We start from the raw sequence: 18,574 nt of genomic DNA, 5'->3' as shown, positions 1-18,574 counted from the left end.
ATTGGACTTAATTAAAATTACTTTTATTTTTATTATTTTTATTTTTTACATAGTTTTCAATTTTATCATGACTATAAACGATTTTTAAGGATTTGCTTTAAAATTTTGGAAGAAACAAAATAAAAATTTAAAAACTTATAAAACTTCACTTATTTTATCAATATCGACTAATTTTTGCTCTCCACTAATCATGTCTTTTAAAGTGACTTTTCCTTCACTCAACTCCCTACTACCAACAATTATAACCTTTTTGATACCTTTTGTGTTTGCGTAATCTAAGGCTTTATTTAACCTTCTCCCCATCAATTCAACTTCAACGATTTTGTTGTTTTTTCTTAATGTATCTGCTATATCCAAGCATGCCTTTATTAATTCCTTATCTTTTTTCACTGGGGTTATTAATATTGCCTCTTCTTCAACCTCAAAGTCATCAATGTTGAGCATAATTCTATCAAATCCATAGGCAAATCCTACCGCTGGTGTCGGCTCTCCTCCGAATGTTTCTATTAAGTTGTCGTACCTTCCTCCACCACAAACCTGCCTTGCCCCCTCTCTTTTTCCATAGATCTCAAATACCATTCCAGTGTAGTAATCGAGCCCTCTTGCAATTCCTAAATTTATAACATAATCATGCCTTACAAAATCCAATATCTCTTCAAGATTCTCTACAGCTTCAATTGCCTTTGGATAATCTTTTAAGTCCTCTTTAACTTTCTCCAATATTTCCCTTCCTCCCTTATATTCCAAAACTTTGAAAATAATATCCTTTTTCTCCTCGCCAATTTTTTCATTTAAAAACTTCTCAAGCCCTTCTATATCTTCCTTATCAATCAAATGCCTTATCTTATTTTGTGTTTCAACATCCAATCCCATTTCATCAAACACTCCTCTTAAAACTCCCAAATGCCCAATATGAACCTCAAAATCCATATTTATACTTTTTAAACCTTCAATTGCAAGATTTATAATCTCTGCATCTGCTAATGGACTTTTACTCCCAATTAACTCACATCCCATCTGCCAGAACTCTCTATATCTTCCTGCCTGGGGTCTCTCATACCTAAAACAGTTTGCGAAATAGTAGAGTTTTAATGGTTTTGGCAACATCTTTAACTCATTTATATAAAATCTCGCTACTGGGGAAGTGAGTTCTGGCCTTAACGCCATCTCTCTACCACCATGATCTTTAAATACAAAGAGTTGCTTCCTAATTTCTTCCCCTGTTTTCTTTGCAATTAAATCGAAATGCTCAAAAGTTGGGGTTAAGATTTCCTTGTAGTTGTAACTCTCTATAACTTTCCTCAATTTGTTCTCAATAATTCTTCTCTTCTTCATCTCCTCTGGAGTAAAGTCCCTTGTCCCTCTTGGCTTTTGAAACATTCTTCCACCTTAAAAAAGTTTTGTTTAAATTTATATAGTTGATACAGGGCATTAACAATAAAAATAAGCTAAGAGAGATTTCTAATTTTGTTTGTGTCTTACTTATTTGTTAAAAATTAACAAAAAATAATATTGAAGTAAAATTACTCTTTATTTAACATTTCATTTATTTCTTTTTCCATCATGTGGCCTTTTACTTCAACCTTTACACTTTTTACGCCTTCAATACCTTTAACTACTTCTTTTGCGTGCATTGCCATTCCTAAAACACTCATACATGCAGGGTTTGTAGGAGTTAATGTAAACTTAACGTTTCCTTCATCATCAACTTCAACATCACTTATTAACCCCATATCAACAATGCTAATTCCCATGTGTGGGTCAGTAACTTTTTTTAACGCATTCATTATATCTTCTTTTGAGACCATGTTTTCACCTTTTTTTATTTTTTGATGTGGTTTAATTAAAAACTTAAATGGATTTTAAAAAGAGTTTTATTTTATCTTTTCGTTATTTTATTTAAAAATTTTGTTATATAAGCCCGATAACATCAAAGTAATTCTTTTGCCTAACGAATATAATCGGAATGTTTAAATCAATAAGTTTGTTTTTTAGTTCTTTATCATTTGTGCACACAATCACGTTCTTATTTTCCTTTGCAAAGTTTATAATTATCTCATCTGTATATGTTCCTTTGTTGTAGTCAATTATCCCATATTTTTCAATCATCTTCAATGCCAAAGATACGGAGAGTTTTTCCTTACCTTTTAGTTCCCTTTGAAGTTTTTGCAACTCATCATAGATACACTTTAATATAACCACTCTATACTTTGCATTTAATGCCCTTTCCAATTCATAGTCAAAATTTATCTTATGCTTAAACGCATATATTAAAAAATTTGTGTCTGGAACCACTAAATACATAAATGACACCAGTTCTCATTGAATAAAATAACAAAAATTAATATTTTAATTTATTATGGGTGTTATAGTTCGATAAATTTGATAAAATTAATCCATATATTGTCCTCGTAAGAAAAATAAAAAAGGATTTACGGTTATTTTAAATTAGAGTTCAACACAGTTTTTGATTTAAGTAACATTTAAATACAACAAGGAACATTAACATCCACAAATATATTCTTTTTCAAAATCAAAGACAATTTCTTTTTCTTTTCCATCTGAAATAATTAATTTTCTGTCCTTTATGACTTCTCCACAAACCTCCGCAGTGATATTAGCATCTTCCAAGATTTCAACTATACTTTTAACATTTTCTTCCTTTGCGGTGAATACAAATGCAGTTCCTGGATAAACTTTAAGCCAGTGATTTAGTGGAATATCTTCTGGTTTAGGTATTTTTGTCACATCTACAACTCCACCTTTTTTAGAAACCTCCAAAAGCATTCCTAACGTTCCAATTGCTCCCGGATTGCTTATATCTTTGCAGGAGTTTGCGAGTTTTTCCTCTCCAATAATGGTTAATGCCCTTAACTGCTCTCTAACAATCTTTTTTGGTTTCATTGTTGTTGTATCCCAGTTGAGTTTAAATTTCTCATGCAATTTTCCATCCAAATCATAGGCAAAAATAATTTTATCTCCAACCTTTGCATTGTCACTCCTCAATATACAGTCCTTCTTAACGATACCCGTAATGGAGACATCTAAAACATTACACTGTGCATCAGGATGTGTATGTCCACCAACCATAGGAATGCCGAATTTTTTAACACCTTCTTTAACTCCACTCAACACTTCTCTTCCAATATCGCAATCCTTAATGCTTATGATGTTTGTCATTGCTACTGGTTTACCTCCCATAGCAGCGATGTCATTTGCATTAACCAATACCGAGCAATAGCCAGCCCACCAAGGGTCTGCCTCCAATAATTTACCCCAGATTCCATCTGCTGCTAATAAAATTGCATTTTCTCCATCAATTCCAACAACTGCCGCATCATCACCAAAATCAACAATGATATCAAAATCATACTCCTCCTCAAAAACAAAATTACTAACAACATTCTTAATTTCCTTTTTTCTTATAACACCTTCAAAATTTTTTATCTCTTCTGCCAATTTTTTCAAATTCATAAAATCCCCTTTTTCATTGATAATACAATTCTTATGATTTTTAATACTACCATTTTTAAAACTTTCGATTTTTTAAATTTGGATTTTTGCATTATAAATTTTATTGATTTATTGATATTGACATGATATTGAATAAATAATAGAGCAATAAGGTAGAAAGTTAAGAATTAAATTTGTCCTTTATACTTTTGGTAAGATTTCTCCAACATAGTAATAACAGGCAATTCTTCTCCTGCTAAGAACTCGAGGCACGCTCCTCCTCCAGTACTTATATGTCCTATTTTATCAGCAACACCAATTAACTCTGCAGCAGCAGATAAATGTCCTCCTCCAATAACGGAAAATGCGTTGGAGTTTGCGATGCTGTTTAATATTTCCGCTGTTCCTTTTAGGAAGTTTTTGTTTTCAAACACTCCTGCTGGCCCATTGGCAACTATTGTTTTTGCATCTTTAATAATCTCATTGTATAATTCAATCGTCTTTTCTCCAATATCGTGGATTGGATATTCTACTTCAATATCCATATCTAAATCAATTTCTTTCCTCTCTCCATCAATATTTAGAGCCGCATCTATTGGAGTTATAATTTTGTCCTCATACTTATCCAACAATTCCTTTGCAATACCTATTTGGTCTTTTAATCCCATATCCTCAATAATCTTCTCATTTACACCCAGTTTGTAGCCCTTTGCTATTAAGAAGATGTTTGCCACAATTCCTGTTGTTAATACCTTATCTGCTGATCCATTTTTTAAAACATTTTTCATTACTTTTATACTGTCATCTGCTTTGGCTCCACCCAAAACAAAGATACAAGGTCTTTCAGGATTTTTTAATACTTTTCCTAAAATACTCAATTCTTTTTCCATAATTCTTCCAGCAATCATTGGTAAATAATATGCAAATCCTACTAAAGATGGTTGTGCTCTATGTGCAGCTGCAAACGCATCGTTTACAAAATAATCACACAATGGATATAATTTCTTTACTAAATGTGTCTCTGCTTGCTTTTTTGGAGTTATGTCCTTCCATTTTTTCCAATCTTTCAAAACTTCCTCTGCAAGGAACCTTACATTCTCAAGTAGTATTATTTCCCCATCTTTCATATTCTTTATAGCGTTCCTTGCATAAGAACCAAATATGTCATCTATGTATCTAACTTCTCTATCCAAAACCTCAGAGAGTTTTTCTGCATGCATTTCTAAGGTTGTAAAGTCCTTTTTTCCTGGCCTACTTTGGTGAGCAAGAATAACTACCCTCGCATTTTTATTGCAGAGTTCTTCAATTGTTTCTTTACATGCCCTAATTCTTGTATCATCTAAAACAACGCCTGTGTTCAAATCTATTGGGCTGTTTATATCCACTCTCAACAAAACAGTTTTTCCATCAAGATCAAAATCGTCTAAAGTTAGGAACATCATTTCCCTCCTTGTTGTTATTTAGTCCATTACATAATTCTAATTGGCTGAAATATAATAATCGATAAAAATTAAATTGATAATTTATTATTGAAGTATTGTCATTATTTATTTTTTATTGTTATTTTTTCGACTAATGGGTGATAAAATGAAAGGTGAATTTTTTGCATTGTTAGCTGCGTTATGTTGGGGCCTATGTCCAATAATTGAGAAAAAAGCCTTAGAATTAACTGACTCATCAACAGCTATATTTATTAAATCATTAATGGACTTTATAATAATTTCTCTAATATTTGCTTCAACTGGAAAGATAATGACAATGAAGATTGACTATAGGGTTCTTATTTATTTAACTTTGGTATCGTTAATTGCTGGTATTACTGGACAGTATTTTTTCTATAAGGGTTTATCAATGTCCTCTCCATCAAAGGTTGTTGTTATATCAAGTATATACCCATTTGTGACAATAATGTTATCAACACTTATTTTGGGTAAGATGCCATCTGTTAAAGTTTGGATTGGGGCTATATTGATATTTATAGGCGTTTCCCTTGTAGTGGAATAACGGCACTACAGTCATTACGAATTTATACGGCAAAACTTTGTTTTGCCATTTATTTTTTAAAAGGATGATAAATCAATTATAAAATTCCAAATAAAGGTCAATCATACCTTATAATTTAATGAAGAAGTAAGGCAGACAACTATACATTTTATTGAAGTTTTTAGTCAGTTATAATGCAAGCTATTATGTTACTGCCCTTATGTTAAACTTTTCTATGATTTTTGTTCGCCTGATGATTTATTTAAACTTTTAACAATATCCAAAAGTTTAAAATAAGGGGATGGCAAAAGTTATTGTAAATGTTTATATTGTTAAGATGGTTACATGGGAGGGAAAATTATGCTTAGAAAAATAAAAAGAATATTTGTTGGAAATAAAGAACTCCCACAACAAATACCAATAAAAGAAGAAGAGTATGTAATTATTGGAGAAGACGCTCCTGCATATGAGATTGTCGGTTCAGAGCAGATACCTCTAACAGAAGAAAAAGAAAAAGAGGAAGATAGGGAAAAAATAGAAGAGAAAGTAATAGAAAAAGTAATAAAAATACCTCCAAAAATACTGACCATCAGAATTAAAACTCCTGAGGACTTTATAAATGTTAGAGAAATGATAGAGCATGATATTGTTATAGTTAACCTTGAAGAAATTCCAGTGGAAGGAGTTATTAAAGATTTCCTTGATTTTAAAAAGTATTTGGAGACATTGGGTTATAAGTTGGGTAGAGTAGGAGAGTATGTTATCCTTGCAGTTAAAGACAATGTTAATATTGATAGATACTCACCACAAACTATTGAAATAAATGAAAGAGATGAGGAATAAACAAATAGAAGGTGAGAAATATTAAAATTGCTATAACAGGGACCCCTGGAGTTGGAAAAACAACAATATCAAAAAAACTTGCGGAAAAATTGGGATTCAAGCATATTGACATAACCGAAGTTGTGAAAAAACATAAGCTATATTCTGAGAAGGATGAGGAAATGGATTCTTATGTAATTGACTTTGATAAACTTAGAGAGTTTCTCGATGGTTTAGATAATATAATACTTGATGGACATGTTAGTCATCTTTTAGATGCGGATTATATTGTAGTTTTGAGATGTAATCCGGAAACCGTTAAAAAGAGGTTGGAAGAGAGGGGATATAAGCAGAAGAAAGTTATGGAAAATGTTGAAGCAGAGATTTTGGATGTTTGTTTGGCTGAAAGTGAAGGAATGGTTTATGAAATAGATACGACTGGTAGAGACGTTGAAGATATTGTAGATGAAATTATTGATGCCATAAAAAATAAAAAGATAAGAAAAGGTATCGTAGATTGGACTGAAAAGTATTTTTATTTGTTGGAACAATTTAAATAGCATAATAACAAAACATAAATAACAACTATGAGGTTTTTAATAACATTTTGAAATTTTTAGTCTACTATAGTCGTTTGCGTTTATAAATAGTTATAAGAGTGTCATAAATCATTTATCTTAAATTTATTTGGGATTTGTTTAACATTAGTAACTTTAAATTTTAAGTAAGTTATAGTTGTTTGCCAATTTTATACGGCAAAACTTTGTTTTGCCATTTAATATTCCAAATAAAGGTTAATCATCCCCTATAATTTAATGGAGATTTCGTTCATTAGTAAGGCAAACAACTATAAATGACATTTATAGTCGTGTGCGTTAGAAGGGTTTTTTGGCAAAACTGAAAGTTTTGCCGTATGTCTTTTGGCAAAATCCAAGGGATTTTGCCGTATATTTGCAGAACGACTATGCTATAATCTGCGTAAATTTTTGAAGATGGCCTAAATTTGTTAGAATTAAAAATTTGTATAATTAAATCCATAAATTATATTTAAATAAAACTTTTTATAACCAAAACAAATAATCTCTAAAAAAACGTTAGTGGTAGTCATGGAAAAGATTATTGGGTATACAATAGGGGAGACAAGAACAGATGAACTAACATTTTTAGCGAAGCATCCACCAGAAGTCGGAGATTATGTAATGATTAGTTATGATGGAATAGATGTTTTAGGGATGGTAGAGAGCACAATCCAAGGAAATATGGTTTTAAGTGAAATTTTAAGCATAGAAGATTTAGAAAAGATTAGAGAATTTGATGATGAAAGCTCTTACTACATAATTGGGAAAATTAAGGTTTTGGGAGATATTAAAGAATTAAAAATACCAAAAATTCCACCAAAACCAGGAACACCAATATATAAAGCAGACAATGAAACACTAAAAAACATCTTCTCAAATAGCCATATAACCATTGGAAAATTAGCTACAAGAGATATTGAAGTTTCTTTAGATGTAAATAAACTCTGCTCAAGGCATTTGGCAATATTGGCAATGACTGGGATGGGGAAATCAAATACTGTTGCTGTTTTAATGGAGGAGTTAAATAAAATTGGAGCAACTATTTTGGTCTTTGACATGCATGGGGAGTATAGGAATATAGAATCATATAATTTCCCATTAAGAAAACATGTAATTGAGCCAAAAATTAACATCTTCCATATTTCTGATAGTGATTTGGCAGATTTGGCTGGTGTTGATGCACAGGCAACAAAGCAGAGGCCTTACATAAGAAAGGCAATAAAAAACATAAAAGAGCAATATCAAGAAAAGGATTTCAACTCTGCAGAGGACTACATAAATGCAATAATTGGAGAATTAGAAAAATTTATGGAAGATGATAACTATAAGAAAGACAAAGATAGCATCCAGACAGCAATTTTTAGATTGGAGGATTTGCTCCAATTTAAGAAAGATTTAATAAAAATCCACTACAATCCAATAAATGAAATAAAAGAGCATCACATAAACATCCTTCCACTTGAAAGTTTGGATGAGAACAGTGTTGATATTATTGTTTCCTACTTTACAAAAGAAATCCTAAACGACAGAAAAAGAGCCATCCTTGAAAATGGGAGGGATGGGGCAAAACCAATATTCTTAATTTTTGAAGAGGCCCACCTAATAGTCCCACAAAATAGAAAAACAAGGGCAAAGCATTATATATCAAGAATAGCAAGAGAAGGGAGAAAGTTTGGGGTAGGGCTTTGCTTAGTATCCCAAAGACCAAAGACATTGGATGCTGAAGCGTTATCTCAATGCAGTAACTTAATAATCTCAAAGTTAATTGAGCCAAATGACCAAAAGCATGTTCAACATGCCTCAGAAAATCTAAGTGAGGATTTAATTAAGCAACTAACAAGTTTGAACATTGGAGAGGCAATAATTATAGGCCCATGCATAAAAATACCTGCAATTGTGAAAATAAATAAGTTCAATGGACACTATGGAGGGGAGGATATCGACTTCATAAAATTCTGGAAAGAAAAGATGGAAAAAAGTATAAAAATAACCAAAGAAGAGAAAGAATTTTATTATGATACGTCTGGAGGTTTAGAATAACTCACCATTTGCATTATCTGAAGGAATTTCATTCACATAGACGATTCCATCATGCCCAGTTATGATATTCTTTCTTAGCAATTTTATCCTTCTCAAACTTCCCTTTGCTGCTCTATTGTCAACTCTAACTGCTGGAGGCATATTGCCTAAGATATTTCCTTTTAAAGGGACTGCATCTCCAGCAACAACATAGTCCTCATAAACCACAGATATGCTTCCCCATGTGTGGCCAGGGGTTTTTATTATAATTACTTCATCGTCATCAAATTTTTCAATCGGCTCAAAATCATGTACTTCATCAGTTGTTGAATATATTGCACATCCTCTACATTCTTTCACACATTCTTGTGGTGAAGCGTATATTACTGCGTTTTTGAATAAGTCGTTGTTTTCTATGTGGTCGTAGTGTCTGTGTGTATTTATAATAACATCAATGTCTTTAGGTTCCAAGTTTAGTTTTTTTAACTCTTCAATAATTAACTCCCTCTTATCCCTTGTTGATGTATCTACAATTATATTATGGTTTTTTGTTTGGATTAGTGTTACTGATGAAGATGCTTTCTTTATTACACCATTTTCCCTTACAAGCTCTCCTTCATACAAAAGTTTAATCATAACATCACCCCACACGGAAGCATATTACCTTATGCCGAAAGATTTATATATAATTTTCTATTTTATTAAATTTATTAAATTTAAGTTAACATAGTTTACAAAAAGTCGTAGAATCCATTGAGGTTCTATCGTAAATATAAATAGTAATATAAGAAAACTGCAACCTTTTGCCGAAATATTTATATAAAAAATTAATCATACAGAAACATAAAACATTAATTGGGGGTAATATGTACATCAGAGGAAAAGCACATGTTTTTGGGAATGATGTTGATACTGACGCAATCATTCCAGGACCATATCTAAAAACAATGGATGGTCATGAGTTAGCATCTCACTGTATGGCTGGGATTGATGAGGATTTTCCGAAGAAGGTTAAAGAGGGGGATGTTATTGTTGCTGGGGAGAATTTTGGTTGTGGTTCGAGTAGGGAGCAGGCGCCAATAGCAATAAAATATTGCGGAATAAAAGCAGTTATAGCAGAGAGTTTTGCAAGAATCTTTTACAGGAATGCAATAAACATTGGGTTAATTCCAATAGTTTGTAAGGGCATTACCAAACACGTTAAAGATGGGGACGTTATTGAAGTTGACTTGGAAAATGAGAAGATTATAATAAACGATAAAATCACCCTAAACTGCGAAACACCAAAAGGCATAGAAAGAGAAATCTTAGAAGCTGGGGGGCTAATTAACTACTACCACAGAAAGGTAAAGCAAAGATGTTATTTGGATGGCTAATTAATACATCAATTATAACTTTAATTATAACTTTAAATTTTGAGCATTATTGAAATACTTTGATTCTTAAATTAATATTAAATTCACATTATTACAACAATTTGGAATTATTGTTCGATTCCAAACACTGGATATGTTCCCAAATATTTCATATATGCCACATTTTTATTTAAACTTTTAAACAACCCCTCTTCATCCTCATAACTTTCAAAGTCAATATAAAAGACATACGTTCCTAACCTTTTTTTAGATGGTCTTGACTCTATTCGTGTTAAATTTATGTCTCTCTCTGCGAATTCCTTCAATATGTGATATAATGCCCCGGGTTTGTCTTCTTTCAACTCAATTATTATGGTTGTTTTGTATGCAATAGGTTCTGCATTAAAATTTGGCGTTTCTTTTCCTATTAAAATAAATCTCGTCTTATTGTTTTTATAGTCCTGAATGTCCTCATCTAAAATTTTTAGACCATATAATTTTGCCGCTTCCATTGAGGCAATAGCCCCCAACCTCTCATCTTTCTCTTTAGCAACAATTTCAGCAGCTTTTGCAGTACTTGAGACAGCTTTTGTTTTCCATCCATGCTCTTTTATGTATTTTCTGCATTGTGCCAACGCCTGTGGATGGGAAAGAATAATTTCAATCTTATCCTTATCATATCCAACCAAATTGTGGCTTATGTCGATATCAATTTCCCCAAATATCTTTACATCATATTCCAAAAGCAAGTCCTGTGTTAACGTTACAGAACCCTCTATGGAGTTTTCTGATGGAACTACACCGTAGGCGTTATTTTTATCCACATTCTCAAAGATCTCATAGATAGTGGAACATGGTTGTAAAGGTAAAGATATTAATTTCGAAAATATTTTCCCTGCTTTTTCTGTAAATGAACCTCTTGGCCCCAAATAATAAAGCATCATCTCACCTTCAAAACACAAATCAAAAATTGCCCCTTGTTTTTAAACATTTTTGTGTTTGCTAATTTGTTATCAACTTTTTTAAAAAATTTCAAAAACTTCCCCAATATCTTTGTAGGGAATATCTTAAAAATTGGATGTACAAAGTAGAAGGTTTTCCAGTATGCTATATAAAATCCCTCTATGCTTTCAAAGTCCTTAATATCTAAAGGTTGATGATATATCTTCCAATCTGTAAACAATTCCTCATTTATTATAGAATTTTTATTAACCACTACAATAATGCACGTTCCTTCCTTTTTTAAAACCCTCCTCATTTCACTTAAAGCCTTTTTATAATCAACATGCTCTAAAACATTTATGCACAAAATTAAGTCAAAGGAATTATCTTTAAAAGGCAGATTTAATATGTCTCCACAAATTTTATTGGTCTTTATGTTAAATTTTTTTAGTAGATTAAATGAGATGTCCAAATAAATTGTATTTAAATCCTTTGTTAAATTATAGAAAGAGCCAAATCCACAACCACAATCTAAAATTAGAGCCTCTTTTTTATTTTTTATTCTATTAAATTCATCTAAATTAGAGATTATATCAAAAATAAGTTCTTCTTCAAAATTCATGAGTAATTTGGCATATTTTGGGATACAGCCTATTTCCCAGTTTTCATAAAAATCCTTTACCTTCATAGTATCTCACAGTTTAATGTATAAATAATAGTATCCTCTGGAAATAGTTTTTTTATCTTTTCCTTTATTTTTTTAAGTTCATCTTCTGGAATCTCTTCTTCCAATTCTTTATCCAACATAAACCCACATCTATAATAGTATGTATCCCCAACAATTGCAGCAATCTCTGGAAACTCCAATGATAAAACTTTGACATCCTCACCTAAAATCTCAACAATCCCTTCCAAAATTTTTTTAAAATTTAATGGCTCTCTGCTATAAAAAACCCCATCTACACAAAGTTTCATGTATTTCACCTTAGATTATTACGGCACTATTTACAACTTCGAACCGAAGGTTCGAGCAGCGAAAATTCCGCAGGAGTTTTCGCCTAATAAAATTTCAATTTTAAGGTAGTTTATGGTTGTTTGCCTTACTTCTTCATTAAATTAACGGCAAAACCTTTAGGTTTTGCCGTATGTCTTCTGCACATGACTATAATTGTAGAGCGACTATAATTTTTATACAAGATAGCATGACTTTGCAATTATAGTCATTCTCCTAACGTTCCCGTTTGAAACTGTTTAGTTTTTTGTGAGTATTTGTGATGATATGTGTGTTTATGAGTTTTCGATATATTTATATAGGACTTTATAAAGATAAAAAGATAGATGGGTGGAGCTCGGGGTCATCTCGGAGCGAAGCGACGAGAACTTAAAAACCGTTAGGTTTTTATGTCCACGACAGGGGCAGAGACACCCTTGTGTGGCTGATGACGCCCAAGTCCAATATGGGTATTTACTCACCAATACCCATATTGGACAGACCCCAAAAATATCATTATGGCGAAACTTAAACTTGTGAAAAGGGTATTGGAATAGCACAGAAATTGGTAGAATAACTATTAATATATTTTTAACATTTACTTTTATTTTTACGATTTTTACAATATTTTGAATTTGTTTGGAGATGGCTCGTAAATTTCACCCTCATCAATTAATTCTTGAATGATTTCGTAAACCTCATCTTCGTCCATATTCAACATATCACAAATTTCATCAAGAGAGATGCCTTCATTTTCTCTAATTAATTCTAATATTTTATCTTTAATACCTTCATTTTTAATAACTTCTTCATTTTCAGTATCTCCATATATACTTTCTAAAATTTCCTCTTCAACATCTTTATCTTCAGAGGTTTCATCAACATTTTCAGTACCAAATAATTCATCTTCTAATTCATCTTCAATTTCCTCTTTTTCGTCTTTTTCTTTATATTTTAGATATTTTCTCGTTTTTTCTATCTCTAAATTCCTCAATTCTCTCCATTTTTCTTTATCATCATTCCTCTTTTTAACAATCTCCAACGCTATGTATTTTGTCCCCTCATGCTCCCTAACCCTACCAATCACATCTACGAGGTCTCCCTCTTTAATATCCAAATCTTTATCCCCAAAATATCTAACCAAAACCCCATCAACTTCAAAAGAGATGATTTTCATTATGTTTATGTTTTTTACTTCTCCCAAAATTCTAACTCTATGAATTTTGTGTCCCTCTAAAATTAGCGCATTATTTTTAATTTCATTTTTTAAAAATTCTTCTGGACGTATTTTGTAGGCAACGTATCTCATAATTTCACCATTAAAAATAAAAAATTAGTTGTTTGCCTCTTCTTTAGTTTCTTCTTCATTTTCTTCCATTTCTTCATCTTCATTTATTATAACTCCATTTTTAGTTCTTGGGGCAATATCTTTTATAATTTTCATTAAGTCCTCATTCTCCTCTGCTATTATCTTTACCTCAATTCCTCCATGGACATCCCTATCAAAATTCAAACTCCCCACATATGCCGCTTGCTTATTTATGAAAAATTTTGTATAATCCCCGACAATCCCCTTTTCCAATACCACCCTTGCAGCATCTAAAATTGCCTGACTTCTTAAGAGTTCTTTAAATCTATCAACATTCTTTGTTTCCCCTTCCCAATAATTATATTCCTCATTAAATTCTAATTCTGCCTTTGGGAATATTTTTAATATTGCCCTTTTTACCTTCCCTTTATCCTCTGTTGGTTTTACCTTTGCCTTTATTTTAACTATCATGTTATCCCTCGAAAACCTTTTCTATAATTTGTAATCCCCTCTCAATGCAACCTTTAAAAAGGTTGCATCCAAAAGGGATAGGATATGGTTGTGTGCGAATTTTTTAATGATATATTTAAACCAATAATTAATTTTAAATTAGTGTTTAACCATGAATTAAAATTTTATTATAATGTAATGACCGCTTTTAAACGCACACAACCATACTTCGCTTTGCTCAGCATCATCTCAGATTAGATTTATCCAAACACAGAATCCATAATTTGTAATGCCTTCTCTATATCCTCATATTTTGTTGCATAGGAAAACCTTACATAATTTTTCCCATTTTCTCCAAACGCTATTCCAGGAACGCATAAAATTCCATTTTCGATTAACTTCTTTGCTACTTCAACACCATCCCCATATTCTGAAACATCTGGAAATACATAAAATGCTCCTTCAGGTTTATAGACCTTAAAGAACTTCTTTAATCCATTAACTATTAAATCTCTCCTTCTTTTAAATTCCTTAACCATATCTTCAACACATTTCTGGTCTCCTTTCAATGCTGCCAATGCACCATATTGGGCAAAGGATGTAGCACAAGCAAAACCATATTGGTGAATTTTTATCATGTTCTCTATTAGATTGTATTTTTTATTTAAACTTTCACTAACAGCAAGATAGCCAATTCTCCAACCAGTCATAGCATAGGCCTTTGAGAACCCATTTATCAAAATGCAGTTATCGGTGAATTGCATAGGAGAATAATGCTTCTTATCATATATTATCTTTTCATATATTTCATCTGAAATGATTATAATGCCCTTATCTTCTGCTATTTCGCATATACCCTTAATAATGTCTTTATCTAAAACTTTTCCAGTTGGATTTGAAGGTGAGTTTAAAATTATACATTTTGTTTTGTTGCTGATTTTCTCATTTAATTCATCAACATCTATGTTAAAGTTTTCATCTAAATCTACTGATTTAATCTTCCCTTCACACAACTCAGTTAATGAAAAATAAGAGACAAATCCAGGATTTGGGATTAAGACCTCATCTCCCTTATTTACCAAAGCCATTATTGATAGCATTAATGCCTCAGAAGCCCCGCATGTTACAATAACATTGTTTGGATTAACATCTAAGTTATTATCTTTCTTTAGTTTTTCACATATCGCCTCTCTTAACTTGAGAATGCCGTTGTTTGGTGTGTAGTGAGTTCTTCCTTCATCAAGGGCTTTTTTTGCTGCCTCAACTATATGCTTTGGAGTATCAAAATCCGGCTCCCCAATCCCTAAATTTATGGAGGTTTCGTTTGCCATGTTAAAAATCTCTCTTATTGCCGAAGGTTTTATGTTTTTGCACCTATCAGATATCATGCCTATCACCTATAAATAATAAAATTACAAATAAACGATTATCTAACGATATTTAACGATTATTTATAGTATTCCTAAAAAGTATAGTCGTTTGCATTATATATTGTTAAAAACTTAAAACTTAATTAAAATTAAAGGAAAAATTGTGCTTATTTAAAAAATTTATCACAACCTAACTTCAAAATTTTATTATCGCTGAGTGAAGCAAGGTGAGTATAGTCGTTCTACAATTAAATGACAGTTAGCATAACTCTAATTTAAATTAAAATTTTGTTGAATTACCTAAAATTGAAATTTTGAGATTGGGCGATGCTGTATTTTGTAGAACGACTATAATGGAATCAAAATCAAAGGTTTTGAGCAATGAAAACCTACAGTTATATACAATCCAAATTTTTAATAAACAATATATTATACTTAATATTATAACTTAAAAATCATTAAAACTTTTTATGGAATTTCACAAAATTGGTTATCATTTTAATGCACAAAAACATATATATTTATTATAGTTGCCTTCAAACTTATAGTCGTGTGCGTTAGAGTTTGGGATATGCTGTCGATAAATTTTTAAGGATTATATAACCATCCTAAATTTTAATGAAGGATAATGATTATTTAAAATTCATTAATGCACAAATAAGTTAAAAAATTAATGGCAAAACCTAAAGGTTTTGCCGTAATATATTTCGCACACGACTATATTGTAGCGGAAGTTTGTTATACTGGTTAGCCAAATATTTAAATATAATAAATATAAGTAATAATAAGAATTATTAATAATTTATAATCAAAAAGTATTATGGTGGTTATATGGAAGAGAAAAAAGTAAGATTAACTGAGATGGTAAAACTTCATGGTTGAGCATGCAAACTTCCCAGCACCGATTTAGAAAACCTTGTAAAAGGAATAGTAAGCAATGAAGAGATAACAAAATCAAAAGATATCATTGTCGGCTTGGGTGATGACGCAGCAGTGGTTAAAAGGAACGGCTTAGTTATAGCAAAGACCGTTGATGTCTTTACACCAATCGTTGATGACCCCTATCTGCAGGGAAAAATAGCAGCGTGCAATTCAACAAGCGACATCTACGCAATGGGACTTTTAGATATTGTTGGTGTTTTGGTAATTTTAGGAATTCCAGAGAATTTACCAATAGATGCTGCAAAAGAAATGCTAAGAGGATTTCAGGACTTTTGCAGGGAAAATGACACTTCAATAATCGGTGGGCACACAATAATGAATCCATGGCCATTAATAGGAGGGGCAGTGACTGGTGTAGGGAGAGAAGAGGATGTTTTAACAAATGCAGGGGCAAAAGTGGGAGACACATTAATATTAACAAAACCATTAGGTACACAAACGGCAATGGCATTATCAAGGGTTCCAAAGGAATTCAAGGACATGCTCGGTGTAAGTGAGGAGGAAGAAGAATACATCATAAACAAGGCAATAGAACTAATGACAACATCAAACAGAACTGCTCTGGTATCTTTAAGAAATGCTGAGAAGAAGGTGGGGGAAAAGATTGCAAATGCTTTAACAGACATCACTGGCTTTGGTATTTTGGGGCATGCAAATGAAGTTGCAAGGAACAGCAGGGTTATAATTGAGATAAATAAACTTCCAACAATCAAAAAAACACCAGAGCTTAGCAGAATGTTTGGCCATCCATTATTGGAAGGTTGTGGAGCAGAAACGGCAGGAGGACTACTAATTTCAGTAAAAGAGGAATATAAGGAGGAACTCATTGATGAACTAACAAAAAATGGATGCTATGCGTTTGAGGTTGGTAAAGTTATAGCAAAGGACAGAGAAGGAAAAGCATGCTTAAAGAACCCCGAAATTGTTGAGATCTAAATCGGTGCTGGGAAGTTAAAGAATAAAAATAATTAAAGCAGAGAATGACACATGGGAGGATGCACCGAACCCATTTTGGGAGGTGCATCCATTTAAGGATAAAATAAACGATAAATTAATCACGAAAAATGTTAAATGAAGTGAAATATAGTCGTTCTACAATTAAATGACAGTTAACATAACTCTAATTTAAATTGGAGTTTTGTTAAACTTACTCAAAATTGAAATTTTATTAGGCGAAAACTCCTGCGGAGTTTTCGCTGCTCGAACCTTACGGTTCGATTAGGCGAAATCAAAGATTTAGTTGAATAACTACGTTATTCAACTTCCCTGCAACCATAGGTTGCAGTGGACACTGCTCGAACCTTCGGTTCGAAATTGTAAATAGTGCCGTATTTTGTAGAACGACTATATTCTACTCTGTTTGGATACAACTTTTTTAAAGGTTATGGATATCTAAAAATTGCCAATTAATGGTGAAAATATGCATCTTGTTGGTGTTTTGAGTATAGGGAAAGATATTATAAAAGCAAATAAAAAGTTGGCAGATAAGAATAGGAAAAAATTAAATGAACATGGTGTTGTAGCATTTGACTTTATGGGAGCAATTGGTAGTGGAAAAACAGCCCTTATAGAGTATTTAATTGATAAATTAAAAGATAAATACAAAATTGCTTGCATTGCTGGAGATGTTATAGCAAAATTTGATGCTGAAAGAATGGAGAGGCATGGAGTTAAAGTTATTCCTCTTAACACTGGAAAAGAATGCCACTTAGATGCTCATTTGGTAAGTCATGCCCTCCAAGATTTGAATTTGGATGAAATAGACGTTTTGTTTATTGAAAATGTTGGTAATTTAATCTGCCCAGCGGATTTTGATTTGGGAACACATAAGAGGATTATCGTTGTTAGTGTAACAGAGGGGGATGATACTGTCGAAAAACACCCACTTATTTTCAAAACCGCTGACTTAGCAATCATTAATAAGGTAGATTTGGCTGATGCTGTTGGGGCAGATGCAGAGAAAATGAAAGAAGACGCCAAAAAAATAAATGGGGACTTAGAGGTTATATTAACATCTTTAAAAACTGGAGAAGGTTTAGATAAGGTTGTTGATTTTATAGAAAGTGCAATAAAAGAGGTCAAAGAAAATAAATAACAAAAATAGACATAATGTTTATTATACTCGAGTGCGTTAGAATTTTAGGTGAAAACTCCTGCGGGGTTTTCACTGCTCGAAGCTTCGGTTCGATTAGGTGAGACCTTCGGTTTCACTGCTCGAAGCTTCGCTTCGATGGATATAACTACAATAAATTTTGTAAGATTATTAATTATTTCAAGTTTTAAGGAAGAATAACTATCATTCGAAATTTATTGATGTATAAACAAAATTTAAAAATCCACTGCAACCTTCGGTTGCAGGG

General features: G+C 32.0%; 20 protein-coding genes. 8 read left to right on the top strand and 12 right to left on the bottom strand.

Features of this window, described 5'->3' with window-relative positions:
* Window positions 1-135 precede the first annotated feature (135 nt).
* From hisS to METIG_RS00280, 5 genes are all read right to left on the bottom strand, one after another.
* Complete coding sequence (gene hisS / locus METIG_RS00300) at window positions 136-1,380, bottom strand: histidine--tRNA ligase (protein ID WP_013798230.1); 1,245 nt, start codon at window positions 1,378-1,380, stop codon at window positions 136-138.
* 143 nt (window positions 1,381-1,523) lie between these two features.
* A complete protein-coding gene (locus tag METIG_RS00295; protein WP_013798229.1) occupies window positions 1,524-1,808 on the bottom strand; it encodes a metal-sulfur cluster assembly factor in 285 nt (94 codons plus the stop codon).
* A 103-nt stretch (window positions 1,809-1,911) separates the two neighbouring features.
* Complete coding sequence (locus tag METIG_RS00290; RefSeq protein WP_013798228.1) at window positions 1,912-2,304, bottom strand: PIN domain-containing protein; 393 nt, start codon at window positions 2,302-2,304, stop codon at window positions 1,912-1,914.
* A gap of 198 nt (window positions 2,305-2,502) precedes the next feature.
* Window positions 2,503-3,474 carry a methanogenesis marker 2 protein gene (locus METIG_RS00285; RefSeq protein ID WP_013798227.1) on the bottom strand — a complete coding sequence of 324 codons (972 nt, stop codon included), beginning with the start codon at window positions 3,472-3,474 and terminating at the stop codon, window positions 2,503-2,505.
* Window positions 3,475-3,641: 167 nt separating this feature from the next.
* Window positions 3,642-4,892 (bottom strand): phosphoglycerate kinase, encoded by a 1,251-nt coding sequence (locus METIG_RS00280; RefSeq protein WP_013798226.1) that lies wholly within the window; start codon window positions 4,890-4,892, stop codon window positions 3,642-3,644.
* Between the two features lie 148 nt (window positions 4,893-5,040).
* On the opposite strand from METIG_RS00280, the gene METIG_RS00275 reads away from it, so the two are divergent.
* From METIG_RS00275 to METIG_RS00260, 4 genes are all read left to right on the top strand, one after another.
* Entirely contained in the window at window positions 5,041-5,457 is a 417-nt protein-coding gene (locus tag METIG_RS00275) for an EamA family transporter (RefSeq protein ID WP_157209525.1), read from the top strand.
* A gap of 339 nt (window positions 5,458-5,796) precedes the next feature.
* Window positions 5,797-6,279 carry a hypothetical protein gene (locus METIG_RS00270; protein ID WP_013798224.1) on the top strand — a complete coding sequence of 161 codons (483 nt, stop codon included), beginning with the start codon at window positions 5,797-5,799 and terminating at the stop codon, window positions 6,277-6,279.
* A 20-nt stretch (window positions 6,280-6,299) separates the two neighbouring features.
* Window positions 6,300-6,818 (top strand): adenylate kinase family protein, encoded by a 519-nt coding sequence (locus METIG_RS00265; RefSeq protein WP_048055616.1) that lies wholly within the window; start codon window positions 6,300-6,302, stop codon window positions 6,816-6,818.
* Window positions 6,819-7,364: 546 nt separating this feature from the next.
* Window positions 7,365-8,876 (top strand): helicase HerA-like domain-containing protein, encoded by a 1,512-nt coding sequence (locus tag METIG_RS00260; RefSeq protein ID WP_013798222.1) that lies wholly within the window; start codon window positions 7,365-7,367, stop codon window positions 8,874-8,876.
* Here METIG_RS00260 and METIG_RS00255 read toward each other — a convergent pair.
* Window positions 8,868-9,491 carry an MBL fold metallo-hydrolase gene (locus METIG_RS00255; protein ID WP_013798221.1) on the bottom strand — a complete coding sequence of 208 codons (624 nt, stop codon included), beginning with the start codon at window positions 9,489-9,491 and terminating at the stop codon, window positions 8,868-8,870. The genes METIG_RS00260 and METIG_RS00255 overlap by 9 nt on opposite strands.
* Window positions 9,492-9,721: 230 nt before the next feature.
* On the opposite strand from METIG_RS00255, the gene hacB reads away from it, so the two are divergent.
* Complete coding sequence (gene hacB / locus METIG_RS00250; RefSeq protein WP_013798220.1) at window positions 9,722-10,231, top strand: homoaconitase small subunit; 510 nt, start codon at window positions 9,722-9,724, stop codon at window positions 10,229-10,231.
* Window positions 10,232-10,338: 107 nt separating this feature from the next.
* Here the strand turns inward: hacB and pheA are convergent, their stop codons facing one another.
* From pheA to METIG_RS00235, 3 genes are read right to left on the bottom strand one after another with little or no spacing between them, the layout of a single operon-like run.
* Window positions 10,339-11,151, bottom strand: a complete 813-nt coding sequence (gene pheA, locus METIG_RS00245; RefSeq protein ID WP_013798219.1) for a prephenate dehydratase — start codon at window positions 11,149-11,151, stop codon at window positions 10,339-10,341.
* Window positions 11,151-11,840, bottom strand: a complete 690-nt coding sequence (locus METIG_RS00240; RefSeq protein ID WP_013798218.1) for a class I SAM-dependent methyltransferase — start codon at window positions 11,838-11,840, stop codon at window positions 11,151-11,153. Before METIG_RS00240 ends, pheA begins: the two co-directional genes overlap by 1 nt.
* Entirely contained in the window at window positions 11,837-12,127 is a 291-nt protein-coding gene (locus tag METIG_RS00235; protein ID WP_013798217.1) for a hypothetical protein, read from the bottom strand. Before METIG_RS00235 ends, METIG_RS00240 begins: the two co-directional genes overlap by 4 nt.
* Before the next feature lie 367 nt (window positions 12,128-12,494).
* On the opposite strand from METIG_RS00235, the gene METIG_RS09135 reads away from it, so the two are divergent.
* Window positions 12,495-12,683, top strand: coding sequence for a hypothetical protein (locus tag METIG_RS09135; RefSeq protein ID WP_245527611.1), 189 nt, complete (start codon window positions 12,495-12,497; stop codon window positions 12,681-12,683).
* A 79-nt stretch (window positions 12,684-12,762) separates the two neighbouring features.
* Here METIG_RS09135 and METIG_RS00230 read toward each other — a convergent pair whose 3' ends face one another.
* The 3 genes from METIG_RS00230 to METIG_RS00220 form a co-directional block, all read right to left on the bottom strand.
* Complete coding sequence (locus METIG_RS00230; protein WP_013798216.1) at window positions 12,763-13,452, bottom strand: winged helix-turn-helix transcriptional regulator; 690 nt, start codon at window positions 13,450-13,452, stop codon at window positions 12,763-12,765.
* A gap of 24 nt (window positions 13,453-13,476) precedes the next feature.
* Window positions 13,477-13,923, bottom strand: a complete 447-nt coding sequence (locus METIG_RS00225) for an RNA-binding domain-containing protein (protein ID WP_013798215.1) — start codon at window positions 13,921-13,923, stop codon at window positions 13,477-13,479.
* A 239-nt stretch (window positions 13,924-14,162) separates the two neighbouring features.
* Window positions 14,163-15,290: a pyridoxal phosphate-dependent aminotransferase gene (locus METIG_RS00220; protein ID WP_013798214.1), complete on the bottom strand. Its 1,128-nt coding sequence runs from the start codon at window positions 15,288-15,290 to the stop codon at window positions 14,163-14,165.
* A gap of 813 nt (window positions 15,291-16,103) precedes the next feature.
* Between METIG_RS00220 and selD the strand changes: the two genes are divergently transcribed.
* Together selD and hypB are read left to right on the top strand one after the other, a co-directional pair.
* Window positions 16,104-17,150, top strand: coding sequence for a selenide, water dikinase SelD (selD, locus tag METIG_RS00215; protein ID WP_013798213.1), 1,047 nt, complete (start codon window positions 16,104-16,106; stop codon window positions 17,148-17,150).
* Between the two features lie 484 nt (window positions 17,151-17,634).
* Window positions 17,635-18,309 (top strand): hydrogenase nickel incorporation protein HypB, encoded by a 675-nt coding sequence (gene hypB, locus METIG_RS00210; RefSeq protein ID WP_013798212.1) that lies wholly within the window; start codon window positions 17,635-17,637, stop codon window positions 18,307-18,309.
* Window positions 18,310-18,574: the final 265 nt, after the last annotated feature.

Source organism: Methanotorris igneus Kol 5, assembly GCF_000214415.1.
GTDB lineage: Archaea > AGJL01 > Methanococci > Methanococcales > Methanococcaceae > Methanotorris > Methanotorris igneus.
This window is presented reverse-complemented; position numbering and strand designations above follow the sequence as displayed.

Bases quoted from the DNA above. Each gene is read 5' to 3' on its own strand.
- hypB (WP_013798212.1), top strand. From the start codon at position 17,635: ATGCATCTTGTTGGTGTTTTGAGTATAGGGAAAGATATTATAAAAGCA.
- METIG_RS00230 (WP_013798216.1), bottom strand. From the start codon at position 13,452: ATGAGATACGTTGCCTACAAAATACGTCCAGAAGAATTTTTAAAAAAT.
- METIG_RS00270 (WP_013798224.1), top strand. From the start codon at position 5,797: ATGCTTAGAAAAATAAAAAGAATATTTGTTGGAAATAAAGAACTCCCA.
- METIG_RS00225 (WP_013798215.1), bottom strand. From the start codon at position 13,923: ATGATAGTTAAAATAAAGGCAAAGGTAAAACCAACAGAGGATAAAGGG.
- hisS (WP_013798230.1), bottom strand. From the start codon at position 1,380: ATGTTTCAAAAGCCAAGAGGGACAAGGGACTTTACTCCAGAGGAGATG.
- METIG_RS00260 (WP_013798222.1), top strand. From the start codon at position 7,365: ATGGAAAAGATTATTGGGTATACAATAGGGGAGACAAGAACAGATGAA.
- METIG_RS00290 (WP_013798228.1), bottom strand. From the start codon at position 2,304: ATGTATTTAGTGGTTCCAGACACAAATTTTTTAATATATGCGTTTAAG.
- METIG_RS00255 (WP_013798221.1), bottom strand. From the start codon at position 9,491: ATGATTAAACTTTTGTATGAAGGAGAGCTTGTAAGGGAAAATGGTGTA.
- METIG_RS00295 (WP_013798229.1), bottom strand. From the start codon at position 1,808: ATGGTCTCAAAAGAAGATATAATGAATGCGTTAAAAAAAGTTACTGAC.
- METIG_RS00240 (WP_013798218.1), bottom strand. From the start codon at position 11,840: ATGAAGGTAAAGGATTTTTATGAAAACTGGGAAATAGGCTGTATCCCA.
- METIG_RS00220 (WP_013798214.1), bottom strand. From the start codon at position 15,290: ATGATATCTGATAGGTGCAAAAACATAAAACCTTCGGCAATAAGAGAG.
- METIG_RS00285 (WP_013798227.1), bottom strand. From the start codon at position 3,474: ATGAATTTGAAAAAATTGGCAGAAGAGATAAAAAATTTTGAAGGTGTT.
- hacB (WP_013798220.1), top strand. From the start codon at position 9,722: ATGTACATCAGAGGAAAAGCACATGTTTTTGGGAATGATGTTGATACT.
- METIG_RS00275 (WP_157209525.1), top strand. From the start codon at position 5,041: ATGAAAGGTGAATTTTTTGCATTGTTAGCTGCGTTATGTTGGGGCCTA.
- METIG_RS00280 (WP_013798226.1), bottom strand. From the start codon at position 4,892: ATGTTCCTAACTTTAGACGATTTTGATCTTGATGGAAAAACTGTTTTG.
- METIG_RS00235 (WP_013798217.1), bottom strand. From the start codon at position 12,127: ATGAAACTTTGTGTAGATGGGGTTTTTTATAGCAGAGAGCCATTAAAT.
- pheA (WP_013798219.1), bottom strand. From the start codon at position 11,151: ATGCTTTATTATTTGGGGCCAAGAGGTTCATTTACAGAAAAAGCAGGG.